This is a genomic window from Streptococcus parasanguinis (genome assembly GCF_000963275.1).
GTDB classification, from domain to species: domain Bacteria; phylum Bacillota; class Bacilli; order Lactobacillales; family Streptococcaceae; genus Streptococcus; species Streptococcus parasanguinis_B.
Window position 1 is genome coordinate 684,373 of sequence record NZ_JYOW01000001.1, and the last position, 15,120, is coordinate 699,492.

Annotated in this window: 12 protein-coding genes and 3 tRNA genes; 13 read left to right on the plus strand and 2 right to left on the minus strand. The window is 42.8% G+C overall.

All coding sequences use genetic code 11. The features are described from left to right. Window positions 1-68: 68 nt before the first annotated feature. Window positions 69-713, minus strand: coding sequence for a glycerol-3-phosphate 1-O-acyltransferase PlsY (gene plsY, locus TZ97_RS03450; protein ID WP_021153125.1), 645 nt, complete (start codon window positions 711-713; stop codon window positions 69-71). Between the two features lie 187 nt (window positions 714-900). Between plsY and parE the strand changes: the two genes are divergently transcribed. From parE to TZ97_RS03500, 10 genes are all read left to right on the plus strand, one after another. Beyond that, window positions 901-2,850, plus strand: coding sequence for a DNA topoisomerase IV subunit B (gene parE / locus TZ97_RS03455; RefSeq protein WP_003007156.1), 1,950 nt, complete (start codon window positions 901-903; stop codon window positions 2,848-2,850). 56 nt (window positions 2,851-2,906) lie between these two features. Further along, the gene (locus TZ97_RS03460; protein ID WP_045759392.1) at window positions 2,907-3,740 is read left to right on the plus strand and encodes an aminoglycoside 6-adenylyltransferase; all 834 of its coding nucleotides are present in this window, start codon (window positions 2,907-2,909) and stop codon (window positions 3,738-3,740) included. A 158-nt stretch (window positions 3,741-3,898) separates the two neighbouring features. Next, window positions 3,899-6,352, plus strand: a complete 2,454-nt coding sequence (gene parC, locus TZ97_RS03465; RefSeq protein WP_045759393.1) for a DNA topoisomerase IV subunit A — start codon at window positions 3,899-3,901, stop codon at window positions 6,350-6,352. 175 nt (window positions 6,353-6,527) lie between these two features. Beyond that, window positions 6,528-7,550: a branched-chain amino acid aminotransferase gene (locus TZ97_RS03470; RefSeq protein WP_021153134.1), complete on the plus strand. Its 1,023-nt coding sequence runs from the start codon at window positions 6,528-6,530 to the stop codon at window positions 7,548-7,550. 234 nt (window positions 7,551-7,784) lie between these two features. Further along, window positions 7,785-8,015 (plus strand): DUF2969 domain-containing protein, encoded by a 231-nt coding sequence (locus TZ97_RS03475; RefSeq protein ID WP_021153135.1) that lies wholly within the window; start codon window positions 7,785-7,787, stop codon window positions 8,013-8,015. 52 nt (window positions 8,016-8,067) lie between these two features. Then, window positions 8,068-8,148 (plus strand) — tRNA-Tyr (locus TZ97_RS03480). 9 nt (window positions 8,149-8,157) lie between these two features. Then, a tRNA-Gln gene (locus tag TZ97_RS03485) sits at window positions 8,158-8,229 on the plus strand. A gap of 168 nt (window positions 8,230-8,397) precedes the next feature. Beyond that, on the plus strand, window positions 8,398-9,597 hold the full coding sequence (rpsA, locus tag TZ97_RS03490; RefSeq protein ID WP_003011990.1) for a 30S ribosomal protein S1: 1,200 nt from the start codon (window positions 8,398-8,400) through the stop codon (window positions 9,595-9,597). 76 nt (window positions 9,598-9,673) lie between these two features. Then, window positions 9,674-9,745: transfer RNA gene (locus TZ97_RS03495), tRNA-Arg, on the plus strand. Window positions 9,746-9,801: 56 nt separating this feature from the next. Continuing rightward, on the plus strand, window positions 9,802-10,218 hold the full coding sequence (locus TZ97_RS03500; RefSeq protein WP_045759394.1) for an NUDIX hydrolase: 417 nt from the start codon (window positions 9,802-9,804) through the stop codon (window positions 10,216-10,218). A gap of 44 nt (window positions 10,219-10,262) precedes the next feature. Here the strand turns inward: TZ97_RS03500 and TZ97_RS03505 are convergent, their stop codons facing one another. Continuing rightward, a complete protein-coding gene (locus TZ97_RS03505; protein WP_021153137.1) occupies window positions 10,263-11,249 on the minus strand; it encodes an L-lactate dehydrogenase in 987 nt (328 codons plus the stop codon). A gap of 198 nt (window positions 11,250-11,447) precedes the next feature. On the opposite strand from TZ97_RS03505, the gene gyrA reads away from it, so the two are divergent. The 3 genes from gyrA to TZ97_RS03520 all read left to right on the plus strand — a co-directional run bounded on the left by gyrA (window position 11,448) and on the right by TZ97_RS03520 (window position 15,110). Continuing rightward, on the plus strand, window positions 11,448-13,904 hold the full coding sequence (gene gyrA, locus TZ97_RS03510) for a DNA gyrase subunit A (RefSeq protein ID WP_045759395.1): 2,457 nt from the start codon (window positions 11,448-11,450) through the stop codon (window positions 13,902-13,904). Window positions 13,905-13,917: 13 nt separating this feature from the next. After that, the gene (locus TZ97_RS03515; RefSeq protein ID WP_045759396.1) at window positions 13,918-14,661 is read left to right on the plus strand and encodes a class A sortase; all 744 of its coding nucleotides are present in this window, start codon (window positions 13,918-13,920) and stop codon (window positions 14,659-14,661) included. A 170-nt stretch (window positions 14,662-14,831) separates the two neighbouring features. After that, window positions 14,832-15,110: a hypothetical protein gene (locus TZ97_RS03520; RefSeq protein ID WP_003003299.1), complete on the plus strand. Its 279-nt coding sequence runs from the start codon at window positions 14,832-14,834 to the stop codon at window positions 15,108-15,110. Window positions 15,111-15,120 lie beyond the last annotated feature (10 nt).

Consider the following 15,120-nt stretch of genomic DNA (forward strand, 5'->3'; position numbering starts at 1 on the left):
AGAGACTCCTATTTGCTTTCTTCCATAGATCTTCTGTTTAATGAACATAAAAAACTAGAGCGCTTGCTCTAGTTTTTTGGTTGTTGATGGGTGATATTCTTTCCCCAAGGGATGAGATTTTCTTTTTTCTCTTTGATCCGTTGGATATTGTCCTTGTGACGAAGAATGATCAAGGTCGCTAGTGCCAAGACAATGATTGTAAAAAGTGGATCATAGCTGTGCAAGATCCATCCAGTCAAAGGAAGAAGGAGGACCGAAAGAATGGCGAGTAGCGCAACGGTAACACTCGAAAACGAAATCATACTGGTTAAATACAGGCTAGCTACAAAATAAACTGCTAAAATGAGTAGCAGGATAGGCGAGAAACCAAGTAAGACACCAGCACTCGTCGCCACTGCCTTTCCACCCTTAAATCCAGCAAAAATTGGGAAAGTGTGCCCCAAAACGGCTAAGAGACCAAAGACCATCGGCGAGATCCCCTGAATTCCAAAGAAAGTCGGAAGGAGAACGGCCAAAGTTCCTTTCAAGAAATCAATCGCAAAGACAATGACCCCAGCTTTCTTCCCTAAAATCCGAAAGGTATTGGTCGTTCCTGTATTGCCCGAGCCATGTTCCCGTAAATTAATATGGAAAAAGATTTTCCCAATCCATAATCCCGAAGGAATGGAGCCTAACAGATAGGCTAAAATTAAAACACTTATTTCTTTTATCATACTCTCATTATATCAAAAAGCCATCGATAGAAAAAGCAATTTCTGGAGTTCAAGTGTGACATCTGAAGAAAGTGTCAAGCCAGCTTTTTTTACTGAGATATAGAAATCTCCATATAAAGAGAAAAAATTTTGCAAAATTTCCTAAAAAACTGTAATATAGAAAAGATGAACAAACAGGAGGTTCCTTGTGGCAAAAAAGGAAATCAATATTAATAATTATAATGACGATGCCATTCAGGTACTAGAAGGGTTGGATGCAGTCCGTAAACGTCCAGGGATGTATATCGGATCGACCGACGGAAATGGCTTGCATCACATGGTCTGGGAGATCGTGGATAATGCGGTCGATGAAGCCTTGTCTGGCTTTGGATCACAAATCGATGTAACGATTAATAAAGATGGTTCGCTATCGGTAGAAGACCAGGGACGTGGGATGCCGACCGGGATGCATGCTATGGGTAAACCAACCGTTGAGGTGATCTTTACAGTCCTCCACGCCGGAGGGAAGTTTGGTCAAGGAGGCTATAAGACATCTGGAGGTCTTCACGGAGTGGGATCTTCTGTCGTCAATGCCCTTTCTAGCTGGCTAGAGGTAGAAATTACTCGTGATGGAGCTGTCTACAAGCAACGTTTTGAAGATGGTGGAAAACCAGTTACAACCCTCGAAAAGATCGGCTCTGCTCCCAAGTCTAAGACAGGGACCAAGGTCACCTTCATGCCAGATCCAACCATCTTTTCAACGACGGATTTCAAATTTAATACCATTGCTGAGCGAATCAAAGAATCAGCCTTCTTGCTGAAGGACGTGACGCTGACGCTGACCGATCTTCGTAAGGAAGAAGACAACCATGTGGCCTTTCATTATGAAAATGGTGTCCAAGATTTCGTAGAGTACTTGAACGAAGACAAGGAAACTTTGACACCGGTTCTCTACTTTAGTGGCGAATCAGATGGTTTTCAGGTAGAAGTGGCTATGCAATACAATGATGGCTACTCAGATAATATCTTGTCCTTCGTTAATAATGTCCGCACCAAAGATGGGGGAACCCACGAGACGGGTCTGAAGACAGCTATTACCAAGGCTATGAACGACTATGCAAGAAAGACAGGACTTCTCAAAGAAAAAGACAAGAATCTGGAAGGATCAGACTATCGTGAAGGTTTGTCGGCTGTTCTCTCTATCCTGGTTCCAGAAGCTCATTTGCAGTTTGAAGGGCAAACCAAAGACAAATTAGGAAGTCCCTTGGCTCGTCCAGTCGTCGATAGCATTGTTTCTGATAAATTGACCTTCTTCCTCATGGAAAATGGGGAGTTGGCTTCCAATCTCATTCGTAAGGCTATTAAAGCCCGGGATGCGCGTGAAGCTGCTCGAAAAGCGCGAGATGAAAGTCGAAATGGCAAGAAGAGCAAAAAAGACAAAGGACTTTTATCTGGGAAATTGACACCAGCCCAGTCTAAAAATCCTAAGAAAAACGAACTCTATCTAGTCGAAGGAGACTCAGCCGGCGGTTCTGCCAAACAAGGGCGGGACCGTAAGTTCCAAGCGATTCTCCCCCTTCGTGGGAAGGTTCTTAATACTGAGAAGGCCAATATGAGTGATATCCTCAAAAACGAGGAGATCAACACCATGATCTACACCATCGGTGCTGGCGTTGGGGCAGATTTCTCAGTGGAAGACGCCAACTACGATAAGATCATTATCATGACCGACGCGGATACGGATGGTGCCCACATTCAAACCCTCCTCTTAACCTTCTTCTATCGCTATATGCGCCCTTTGGTAGAAGCAGGTCATGTCTACATTGCACTTCCTCCTCTTTATAAGATGTCGAAAGGCAAAGGCAAGAAAGAAGAAGTAGCCTATGCTTGGACAGATAGCGAATTAGAAGAGTTGCGTCGGACCTTTGGCCGTGGAGCAACCCTCCAACGGTACAAAGGGTTGGGGGAAATGAATGCGGATCAGCTTTGGGAAACGACCATGAATCCAGAAACTCGTACCCTGATCCGTGTCACCATTGATGATTTAGCGCGTGCAGAACGCCGTGTCTCTGTCCTTATGGGAGATAAGGCTGCACCACGTCGTCAATGGATTGAAGACAATGTTAAGTTTACCTTGGAAGAAAATACAGTTTTTTAATCACTTTCTACTTATAAATTAAATAAGCTGGGATGTAGAAATGGTAAGGAATCGACATGAGAACTGATACAGAAATGATGAATCTGATTTTGCAGATAGCTGAGTCCTTGCAAGTGGAAGCAGTGGCCTTATCCGGTTCGCGAGCCAATCCTCGGGCACCCAAAGACGAGTTTCAAGATTATGATGTGGTCTATATCGTTGATGATCTAGAAGACCTGATTTCGGATTTATCCTGGTTGGATCAGTACGGAAACCGACTCATCGAACAGCACAACCGACTGGGACACCGTCGTCTGTATCTCATGCTCTTTGAAGATGGCAACCGTATCGATTTGACCCTCTGTCCCAAGGAGTCTATCCAAGAGTGGGTGGACAGCGAAGCAAATTTTGAAGTTATAAAAGACGACAAAGGCTTGTTTGAAGCCTATCAGCCTAATTCCAAGCGCTATTGGACCGCTCCGCCTACTGAAGAGGAATTTGCAGCCGCCTGCAATGAATTTTGGTGGGTATCGGCATATGTCGTCAAGGCTATTCGAAGAAATCAGCTTATTTATGCGACCGACCACCTCTATGGCATTTGTCAGCAAGAATTGCTTAAGGTCATAGCTTGGCAGGTGACAAGCGATAGGGGAATAGTTGATATCGGAAAGAACTACAAGTACCTCTTCCAGTATCTACCAGCCGGGCAAGAGAAGGAGTTCTCAGCTTTGCTTGATTTATCAAGTTTCGATAAAATCACTCAGTCTTTATTTGCTACCATGGGGCTATTCAATCGAGAAGCTCAAATTCTGGCCCAAGAGATGGGGTTTACTTACGATAAGGAAGTAGCAGAAAAAATGACTTCTTATGCTAAAGAGAAACTTTCGAATCATTCAATGAATCTATTTTAAACTAAAAAAAGGATCCTTTGGTTGCTTGTGGTAACCGATTGCCTTTTTCTACAAAAGACTACTCAACATTCTTTGAAAGGAGTTGAACACGCCCTGAGTGCTGTGTGAAAAAGATAAATTTCTAATTTTCACTTTGTATTTTAAGGGCTTTGTATCTTATGTCTAATATTCAAAATATGTCCTTGGAGGACATCATGGGGGAGCGCTTTGGTCGCTACTCCAAATACATTATTCAAGAACGGGCTCTTCCTGATATTCGGGATGGCTTGAAACCAGTTCAACGACGGATTCTTTATTCGATGAATAAGGATGGCAATACCCATGACAAGGGCTACCGCAAGTCTGCCAAGTCTGTCGGAAATATCATGGGGAATTTCCACCCTCACGGAGACAGTTCCATCTATGATGCCATGGTCCGCATGTCTCAAGACTGGAAGAACCGTGAGATCCTTGTGGAAATGCACGGAAACAATGGTTCCATGGACGGTGATCCACCTGCAGCCATGCGTTATACCGAGGCCCGTTTGTCTGAAATTGCAGGCTATCTTTTGCAAGATATCGAAAAGAACACAGTGCCTTTTGCCTGGAACTTTGATGATACGGAAAAAGAGCCAACTGTTTTGCCGTCAGCCTTTCCAAACCTCTTGGTCAATGGGGCAACAGGGATTTCAGCTGGTTACGCGACAGATATTCCGCCACACAACTTTGCTGAAGTCATTGATGCCGTGGTCTATATGATCGACCATCCATCTGCCAAGGTAGACAAGCTCATGGAGTTTCTACCTGGACCGGATTTCCCAACTGGTGCCATTATCCAAGGCAGGGATGAGATTAAGAAAGCCTATGAAACTGGTAAGGGTCGGGTGGTTGTCCGCTCTAAAACTGAGATCGAGCAGCTAAAAGGCGGTAAGCAACAAATCGTTGTCACCGAGATTCCTTATGAGATCAACAAGGCAGTCTTGGTCAAGAAGATCGACGATGTTCGTGTTAACAACAAGGTGGCTGGTATCGCAGAAGTTCGGGATGAGTCTGACCGAGATGGTCTTCGCATTGCGATTGAGTTGAAGAAAGATGCCAATGCAGATTTGATTTTGAACTACTTGTTCAAGTATACTGACTTGCAGGTCAACTACAACTTCAATATGGTGGCGATTGACAACTACACACCACGTCAGGTGGGGATTGTACCGATTCTCTCTAGCTACATTGCACACCGTCGGGATATCATTGTCGCTCGCTCGCGCTTTGATAAGGAAAAGGCAGAGCGACGCCTCCACATCGTAGAGGGCTTGATCCGCGTCATTTCCATTCTCGATGAGGTCATCGCCTTGATCCGCGCTTCTGATAACAAGGCAGATGCTAAAGAAAACCTCAAGGTCAGCTACGATTTCACGGAAGAACAAGCAGAAGCTATTGTCACTTTGCAATTGTACCGCTTGACCAATACCGATATCGTGACCTTGGAAGAAGAGCATGCCAGTCTCAAGGAGCAAATCGCGACCTTGGCAGCCATCATTGGGGATGAACGGACTATGTTTAATCTCATGAAGAAGGAATTGCGTGAAGTTAAGAAGCTCTTTGGCAACCCTCGTCGCAGTGAGTTGCAAGATACTGCTAAAACGATTGAGATTGATACAGCCAGTCTCATTGTTGAAGAGGAAACTTTCGTCAGCGTAACCCGTGCTGGATATATCAAACGGACCTCGCCTCGTTCTTTCAATGCCTCAACACTGGAAGAAGTCGGTAAGCGAGACGATGACGAGTTGATTTTTGTAGAGCCTGCTAAGACCACTCAGCATCTCTTACTCTTTACCAACTTGGGGAATGCCATTTATCGACCAATTCATGAATTAACAGATACCAAGTGGAAGGATATCGGAGAGCACCTCAGTCAGACCTTGACCAATTTCGAGCAAGAGGAAGAAATTCTCTTTGCGGAGATTGTGGATCAGTTTGAGGGAGTAACCTATTTTGCAGCAACTCAACAAGGACAAATCAAGCGCTTTGAACGCAAGGAATTGAGCCCATGGCGGACCTATCGTTCTAAATCGACTAAGTACGCTAAGCTAAAAGACCAAGACGATTGTATCGTAGCTGTTGCGCCAGTTGTCCTTGAAGACATCATGATCATCACCAAAAATGGGTATGGCTTGCGCTTCAATATTGAAGAGGTCCCTGTCGTAGGAGCCAAAGCAGCAGGGGTTAAAGCTATTAACCTGAAAGATGGAGATCAAGTGGTAGCGGTCTTTAAGTCGACGACTCCAAGTATGTATATTTTGACCCAGCGAGGCAGTCTCAAACGGATGTCTCAGGACGATATTCCTGTGACCAGTCGGGCTAAACGGGGACTACAGGTCTTGCGTGAGTTGAAAAATAAACCACACCGCGTCTTCAAGGCAGGTCCAGTCTTCACTGACCAGGGAGATTTTGATCTCTTTACGAGCCAAGATGAAGTGGCAGAACAAGATCAAATTCTTCAGATCACTTCTACAACAGGGCAGGTGACAGAAATTGATTTGACGCAATTAAGCATTTCTGAAAGAACAAGCAATGGATCCTTTGTCAACGATACCATTTCGGATCAAGAAGTTTTTTCAGCTACCATCAAATAAAAGAAAGCGTCGGTCCATTCTAGGACTGACTTTCTTTAAAAATAAATTTTCTGAAAATTGAAAATTTCGCTTGAAATTCTCATGAAATGGTGTACAATAGTGTACATAGATTGAGAAACTGAATCGACCTGCATCAGATCGACTAGGAATAGAAAGAATTAAAAGGAGCATTATCATGACAGTATCACTTGATTGGGAAAACCTTGGCTTTTCATATATGAAATTACCTTATCGCTATTTGGCATATTATCGCAATGGAGCTTGGGAAAAAGGGGAATTGACAGAAGATGCGACTTTGCATTTGTCCGAATCTTCTCCAAGTTTGCATTACGGTCAGCAAGCCTTTGAAGGGTTGAAAGCCTACCGTACAAAAGATGGAAGCGTCCAATTGTTCCGTCCAGATCAAAACGCTAAACGTTTGCAACGCACAGCAGATCGGTTGCTGATGCCTCAAGTACCTGTTGACATGTTTGTAGATGCTTGTAAGGCAGTGGTAAAAGCCAATGAAGAGTATGTTCCACCATATGGTACAGGAGCTACCCTTTACCTTCGTCCACTTTTGATTGGGGTTGGTGATATTATTGGTGTGCATCCAGCAGATGAGTATATCTTTACCATCTTTGCCATGCCTGTCGGTAACTATTTTAAAGGTGGTTTGGTCCCAACGAACTTCTTGATTCAAGATGAGTATGACCGTGCTGCACCACATGGTACAGGGGCTGCAAAAGTTGGTGGGAACTACGCAGCTAGTATGTTGCCAGGTAAGATTGCGCATGATCGTAACTTCTCTGACGTGATTTACCTCGATCCAGCGACTCACACCAAGATTGAAGAAGTTGGTTCTGCAAACTTCTTTGGTATCACTGCTAATAACGAATTTGTGACGCCATTGAGTCCGTCTATTTTGCCATCGATCACCAAGTACTCTTTGCTTTACTTGGCAGAACACCGTCTTGGTATGACACCAATTGAAGGGGATGTCTTTATTAATGAGCTGGATCGCTTTGTAGAAGCAGGAGCTTGTGGTACCGCAGCTGTCATCTCTCCGATCGGAGGTGTTCAACACGGTGATGACTTCCATGTCTTCTATTCTGAAACAGAAGTAGGTCCTATCACACGTAAGCTCTATGACGAGTTGACCGGTATCCAATTTGGCGATGTCGAAGCGCCAGAAGGATGGATTGTCAAAGTCGATTAAACCGAAAGCATCTGAGATAAAAGTGTCCAGGCTTCAATGAGAACGAGTCTTAACGAAGGACGTAGTAGCTAAAGTTTCTCTTCATTCGCTTTTAGGCTCAAAAGAGTGCCGAATGACCTTTTCGGGGGTGGGAGAAAGAAGGAATTTCTAACTAAATTCTTTCTGCCCACTCCCTTTTCTCTTGCGTCATCAAGAGAATTTTTGTAAAATAGAAAAAGTGAAAAGAGGGTTGAAATGAGTAAAAAAGATAAGAAAATTGAGATTCAAATCGTTGATAGTAAAGTAACCGTCGGAAAAGACACTTTTGATGGATTCACTTTGTCCATTGGCAAGAAAACGATTGGTGAAATTGCAGACATGGGTGGGCAATTTGCCATTATCAAAAATGGAAATGTGGATTCTCTTTACAAAAAACTTGAAAAAGCCGTTGAAATTTTGATAGAAAATTATAATTTGAATAAATAAGGGCTTGCAATCATAATAAATCAATGGTATAATAGATCCTGTTGATTTATATGGAGAGATAGCGAAGAGGCTAAACGCGGCGGACTGTAAATCCGCTCCTTCGGGTTCGGGGGTTCGAATCCCTCTCTCTCCATTTCATTCATGGGGTATAGCCAAGCGGTAAGGCAAGGGACTTTGACTCCCTCATGCGTTGGTTCGAATCCAGCTACCCCAGTTCTTAGGTAATATCAGATAAGTGATAAAATATCTATCCAGGTATTTTATTTCTTTATAGGATGAGTCGTTAAAGATTGTAGATGATCTCATTGCGAGTGCTTGCTTAGGAAAAATAATTATAAGTATGTCAAGTTTTAGAAAACTTGATTGTTGGAGGATTTTTTAGATGAATGAATTTGAAGATTTGCTAAACAGTGTTAGCCAAGTTGAACCAGGTGACGTTGTTACTGCTGAAGTATTGACAGTTGACGCGAACCAAGCTAACGTTGCAATCTCTGGAACTGGTGTCGAAGGTGTCTTGACTCTTCGCGAATTGACAAACGATCGTGATGCTGACATCAACGACTTGGTAAAACCAGGTGAAACACTTGAATTGCTTGTTCTTCGTCAAGTAGTTGGTAAAGATACTGATACAGTAACTTACCTTGTATCTAAAAAACGTTTGGAAGCTCGCAAAGCATGGGACAAATTGGTTGGACGTGAAGAAGAAGTTGTTACTGTTAAAGGAACTCGCGCTGTTAAGGGCGGACTTTCAGTAGAATTTGAAGGACTTCGTGGATTTATTCCAGCTTCAATGCTTGATACTCGTTTTGTACGTAACACTGAACGTTTCGTAGGTCAAGAATTTGATGCTAAAATCAAAGAAGTAGATCCAAAAGAAAACCGCTTTATCCTTTCACGTCGTGAAGTTGTTGAAGCTGAATCAGCTGCAGCACGCGCAGAAGTATTTGGTAAATTGAACGTTGGTGATGTCGTAACTGGTAAAGTTGCACGTATCACAAGCTTCGGTGCCTTCATTGACCTTGGTGGTGTTGATGGATTGGTTCACTTGACAGAATTATCACACGAACGCAACGTATCACCTAAATCAGTTGTAACTGTTGGTGAAGAAATCCAAGTGAAAGTTCTTGACTTGAACGAAGAAGAAGGTCGTGTATCACTTTCATTGAAAGCTACAACCCCTGGACCTTGGGATGGCGTTGAACAAAAATTGGCTGCTGGTGATGTTATCGAAGGAACTGTTAAACGTTTGACTGACTTCGGTGCATTCGTTGAGGTATTGCCAGGTATCGACGGACTTGTACACATCTCACAAATTTCACACAAACGTGTTGAAAATCCAAAAGATGTTCTTAAAGTTGGACAAGAAGTAACTGTTAAAGTTCTTGAAGTAAATGCTGCAGATGAACGTGTATCACTTTCTATCAAAGCTCTTGAAGAACGTCCAGCTCAAGAAGAAGGCGAAAAACAAGAAAAACGTCAATCTCGCCCACGTCGTCCAAAACAAGAAAAACGCGACTTTGATCTTCCAGAAACTCAAACTGGATTCTCAATGGCTGACTTGTTTGGCGATATCGAATTGTAATATTCAAAAAGCTTACCTCTCGGTAAGCTTTTTTTACTTGTAAAATTCTCGAGAATTTGATATACTATAACAGTTGCCACCCTTAGTGTAATGGATATCACGTAAGATTCCGGTTCTTGAGATGGGGGTTCGATTCCCTCAGGGTGGATGATTCATAACGAGGCTCCTCGGAGTCTTTTTTGCTCTTTCTTGGAGGAACATGCAATGACAGTAAAATTAATCGCCCATACCTTGATTGAGAAAGACGGGAAGTATCTGCTTATCAAACGCTCGAAAATAAAGCGAGGTCTCCCTAATGTCTATCCATCTTATTGGGATATTCCAGGTGGAAGTGTAGAAGAGAATGAATTGCCCAGAGAGGCTGCTCTACGTGAGGCTATTGAGGAGGTTAATCAAAAGCTTCGGATTAATAAGATTATCCACGAAGATAGTCAATTTGATGCCAGCAAAGATACTGTCTTTACACGCCTAGTTTATGCTGGCGAGATTTTGGAAGAGCGTGATTTTATATTAGATCCAGAAGAGCATACAGACTTTAAATGGATTTCTTCTTTGAAAGACATAGAGAGCAATCTCGTTGTGCCTTATTTGCTTGAAATCCTTGCTGACAAATCCAAATAAAGCAGCTAAAAAACATCCCCTTTTAATAAGGAGATGTTTTTTTCTTAGTTTTTAGAAGCTTCTTGGAATTCAGGGTTTTTCCATGCTTCATCAATGATTGCTTGCAATTCATCAGCAGAAGCTTTCATTTTTTGTTGTTCTGCATCGTTCAATGGGATGTTCACTGGACGTACAATACCGTGTGCACCTACGATGGCAGGTTGACCGATAAAGACGTTGCTAACACCATATTGACCTTCTTGGAATACAGAAAGTGGAAGTACTGCATTTTCATCATCAAGGATTGCTTTAGTGATACGAGCAAGGGCAACAGCGATACCGTAGTATGTAGCACCTTTTTTGTTGATGATAGTGTAAGCAGCATCACGAACGCCTTCAAACAATTCGATCAATTCAGTTTCTTGAACGTTTTGAGTGTCTTTAAGGAATTCTTCAAGGTTTACACCAGCGATGTTAGCGTGTGACCATACAGCGAATTCTGAGTCTCCATGTTCACCCATGATGTAGGCGTGCACTGAACGAGCATCAACGTCCAATTTTTCAGCAAGTGCTTGACGGAAACGAGCTGAGTCAAGAGAAGTACCAGAACCGATAACGCGTTCTTTAGGGAATCCTGAGAATTTCCATGTAGAGTATGTCAAAACGTCAACTGGGTTAGCAGCTACAAGGAAGATACCGTTAAATCCTGATTCAATAACTTGTGTTACGATTGATTTGTTAATGGCAAGGTTTTTACCAACAAGATCAAGGCGAGTTTCACCTGGTTTTTGAGGAGCACCTGCAGTAATTACAACAAGGTCAGCATCCGCACAGTCAGCGTACTCAGCCGCATAGATCTTCTTAGGTGAAGTGAAGGCAAGGGCGTGGCTAAGGTCAAGCGCATCTCCGACAGCTTTTTCGTGCAATTGAGGAATTTCGATAATTCCAAGCTCTTGTGCAATTCCTTGGTTGACAAGTGCAAATGCATAAGATGAACCTACGGCACCGTCACCGACAAGGATAACTTTTTTGTGTTGTTTAGTCAAATCCATGAGTCTAAACGTCTCCTTCATTTTTTTTTGAGATAGATTCTCATACGACTTCATTCTACCACTTTTGAAAGTCTTTGTCATCTGAAACAGTATGAATCCTTGATGTAAACGTTTTTACGTTTGTGTTCCTAAGAAGAAAAATAGGCTAAAATGTGTTATAATAGTATGGTGAATTAAGTAAAGAGAGGCATTTTTTGAATGCAGGATAATAATCTAATTGATGTGAATTTAACATCAGAAATGAAGACGAGTTTTATCGATTATGCGATGAGTGTTATCGTAGCTCGTGCCCTACCTGATGTTCGGGATGGTTTAAAACCCGTTCACCGTCGTATTTTGTATGGTATGAATGAATTGGGTGTTACGCCAGATAAACCACATAAGAAGTCAGCCCGTATCACAGGGGATGTTATGGGTAAATACCACCCACACGGGGATTCCTCTATTTATGAAGCCATGGTTCGGATGGCGCAATGGTGGAGCTATCGCTATATGCTAGTGGACGGCCATGGGAACTTTGGTTCTATGGACGGAGATGGGGCCGCTGCACAACGGTATACCGAAGCCCGTATGAGCAAGATCGCACTTGAGATGTTGCGGGATATCAATAAGAATACAGTTGATTTTGCAGATAACTATGATGCCAGTGAGCGGGAGCCCATGGTGCTACCAGCACGCTTCCCTAACCTTCTTGTGAATGGAGCTACAGGGATTGCCGTTGGGATGGCAACCAATATTCCTCCACACAATTTGGGAGAAACCATTGATGCAGTGAAGCTGATGATGGACAATCCTGAAGTGACCACTCGTGAACTCATGGAAGTGCTGCCTGGTCCAGATTTTCCAACCGGAGCCTTGGTCATGGGGAAATCAGGTATTCATAAGGCCTATGAAACAGGGAAAGGTTCAATTGTTCTTCGTTCTCGTACAGAGATTGAAGTAACCAAGAGTGGCCGTGAACGGATTGTTGTCACTGAGTTCCCTTATATGGTCAATAAAACCAAGGTGCACGAGCACATCGTTCGCTTGGTGCAAGAAAAACGGATCGAAGGGATTACAGCTGTACGTGATGAATCAAACCGTGAAGGGGTTCGTTTTGTGATTGAGGTCCGCCGAGATGCTTCGGCTAACGTTATTTTGAACAACCTCTTTAAGATGACACAAATGCAAACCAATTTTGGTTTCAATATGTTGGCGATCCAAAATGGTGTTCCAAAGATTCTTTCTCTTCGACAAATTTTAGGGGCTTATATTGAGCACCAGAAAGAAGTGGTGACTCGCCGGACTATCTTTGATAAAGAAAAAGCGGAAGCACGTGCCCATATTTTAGAAGGTTTGCTCATTGCTTTGGATCACATCGATGAAGTGATCCGGATCATCCGCAATAGCCAGACAGACGCTGAAGCACAAGCTGAATTGATGGCTAAATTCAAGCTCTCTGAACGTCAAAGCCAAGCCATTTTGGACATGCGTCTTCGTCGTTTGACCGGTTTGGAACGAGACAAGATCCAAAGTGAATACGATGATTTGGTTGCCTTGATTGCCGATTTGGCTGATATTTTGGCGAAGCCAGAACGTGTGGCGACCATCATCAAGGAAGAACTGGAAGAAGTCAAACGCAAGTTTGGCGATGCTCGCCGAACTGAGTTGATGATCGGAGAAGTCCTTTCTCTTGAAGATGAAGACTTGATCGAAGAAACAGATGTCTTAATCACCCTTTCTAATAAAGGTTACATCAAACGTTTGGACCAAGCGGAATTTACGGCTCAAAAACGTGGTGGACGTGGGGTTCAAGGAACTGGTGTCAAAGATGATGACTTTGTCCGTGAACTGGTCTCTACGAGCACTCATGATCACTTGCTCTTCTTTACCAATAAGGGGCGTGTCTATCGTCTGAAAGGTTATGAGATTCCAGAATATGGCCGGACAGCTAAAGGATTACCAATCGTCAACCTCTTAAAATTGGACGAAGGTGAATCGATTCAAACCATTATCAATGTGGAGCAAGACCGCAGTGACGAAGCTTATCTCTTCTTTACGACGCGACAAGGTTTAGTCAAGCGGACCAATGTAGCTGAATTTTCGAATATTCGTCAGAACGGTCTCAAAGCTCTGAATCTACGTGATGAGGATGAATTGATCAATGTCTTCCTTACAGATGGCAATGCTGACGTTATTATCGGTACCAAGTATGGTTATTCTGTCCGCTTTAATGAGGCTGTAGTCCGGAATATGGGACGTTCTGCCACAGGTGTACGTGGTGTGAATCTCCGTGAAGGAGACAAGGTTGTTGGGGCTAGCGTCGTTACGGATCAAGATGAAGTATTGATCATCACTGAAAAAGGGTATGGTAAGCGGACAATGGCTAGCGAATACCCAACCAAAGGCCGTGGCGGTAAAGGAATCAAGACAGCCAATATTACAGAGAAAAATGGTTCCTTAGCGGGTCTTTTAACCGTTAAAGGGGATGAAGATCTGATGATCATTACCGATACAGGAGTCATGATCCGCACAGGTGTGGCTAACATTTCTCAAACAGGTCGTTCAACTCAGGGTGTGAAAGTCATGAGACTGGATCAGGATGCGAAAATTGTGACCTTTACAACTGTCCAGCCTGATGAAAAAGATGAAGAAGTAGTGGAAGAAAACGAATAGATAAGGGGACAGCATGTCACGCAAAAGAAAAAAGAAAAAGAGTTTACGCAATACTCTTATCAACATCGTTGCAACACTTTTGTTTATTCTCTCGCTTCTCTTGATTTTCAATGCTCCGATCCGAAACATGATTATGGTTTGGCATACCAACCAATATCAGGTTAGCAAGGTCGATAAAAAAACCATTGATAAGAATAAAGAAGTGAAGACGAGCTTTGATTTCCAACATGTCCAGTCACTTTCGACGGAAGCCGTCATCAATGCCCAATGGCAAGCTCAAAAACTACCAGTAATTGGGGGAATTTCGATTCCTGAATTAAACATGAACCTTCCGATCTTTAAGGGGCTTGAAAATGTAGCCCTCTACTACGGAGCAGGGACCATGAAGGAAAACCAAGTCATGGGACAAGGCAATTATTCTCTTGCTAGTCACCACGTATTTGGCCTAACTGGAGCAAATGCCATGTTATTCTCACCATTAGAGAAAGCCAAGGCGGGTATGAAGATCTACATCACGGATAAAGAAAAAATCTATACTTATGTCATCTCGTCTGTTGAGACAGTGACTCCGGACCGTGTAGATGTTATTCAAGATCGTGAAGGTGTCAATGAGATCACTTTAGTGACCTGTGAGGATGCTGCAGCGACTTACCGTACGATTGTAAAAGGAAATTTGGAAACCTCTGTTGACTATGACAAGGCTCCAAAAGACATCCTGGATTCATTCAGCAAGTCTTATAATCAAATGCAACTTTAAGAAAATAAAGCCCAAGGCAGAGATGCGAGGGCTTTTTTCTATGTGGGAAGCTAGGAGAAATTCTTGTAAAATTGTAAGAGATTGGTAATATTATGTAAGGAATTTGTCATAATATCGAGGGAAAATCAGTATATAATAGAGGAGAAAGGGTATGATAAGGAGGTAGAATAGTGACGAAAGAGCGAATTTATCATCTCTTGCATCATTTCTATAATCTCTTAGTAAACGATTTTCCACGAAATGGTTTAATTACGAAAGGAATCTACGAAGTAGAGCAGGTCTACCAAGCTTTAGAGGCCATTCCTCAGAGCCAGGAGTACTTGATTCGCTGTGAAATTCAACAGTTTTTAAAAGAGCTTGAACAAGTTCAAACAGGTTACCAGATCCGCTTTAATAAAGATGAAGTCTTAGTGTTAGATGACTTGAAACAAGAAATCGCCTGTAAATAATGAAAGGTTG

Bases quoted from the DNA above. Each gene is read 5' to 3' on its own strand.
- plsY (WP_021153125.1), bottom strand. From the start codon at position 713: ATGATAAAAGAAATAAGTGTTTTAATTTTAGCCTATCTGTTAGGCTCC.
- TZ97_RS03460 (WP_045759392.1), top strand. From the start codon at position 2,907: ATGAGAACTGATACAGAAATGATGAATCTGATTTTGCAGATAGCTGAG.
- parC (WP_045759393.1), top strand. From the start codon at position 3,899: ATGTCTAATATTCAAAATATGTCCTTGGAGGACATCATGGGGGAGCGC.
- TZ97_RS03470 (WP_021153134.1), top strand. From the start codon at position 6,528: ATGACAGTATCACTTGATTGGGAAAACCTTGGCTTTTCATATATGAAA.
- TZ97_RS03475 (WP_021153135.1), top strand. From the start codon at position 7,785: ATGAGTAAAAAAGATAAGAAAATTGAGATTCAAATCGTTGATAGTAAA.
- rpsA (WP_003011990.1), top strand. From the start codon at position 8,398: ATGAATGAATTTGAAGATTTGCTAAACAGTGTTAGCCAAGTTGAACCA.
- TZ97_RS03500 (WP_045759394.1), top strand. From the start codon at position 9,802: ATGACAGTAAAATTAATCGCCCATACCTTGATTGAGAAAGACGGGAAG.
- TZ97_RS03505 (WP_021153137.1), bottom strand. From the start codon at position 11,249: ATGGATTTGACTAAACAACACAAAAAAGTTATCCTTGTCGGTGACGGT.
- gyrA (WP_045759395.1), top strand. From the start codon at position 11,448: ATGCAGGATAATAATCTAATTGATGTGAATTTAACATCAGAAATGAAG.
- TZ97_RS03515 (WP_045759396.1), top strand. From the start codon at position 13,918: ATGTCACGCAAAAGAAAAAAGAAAAAGAGTTTACGCAATACTCTTATC.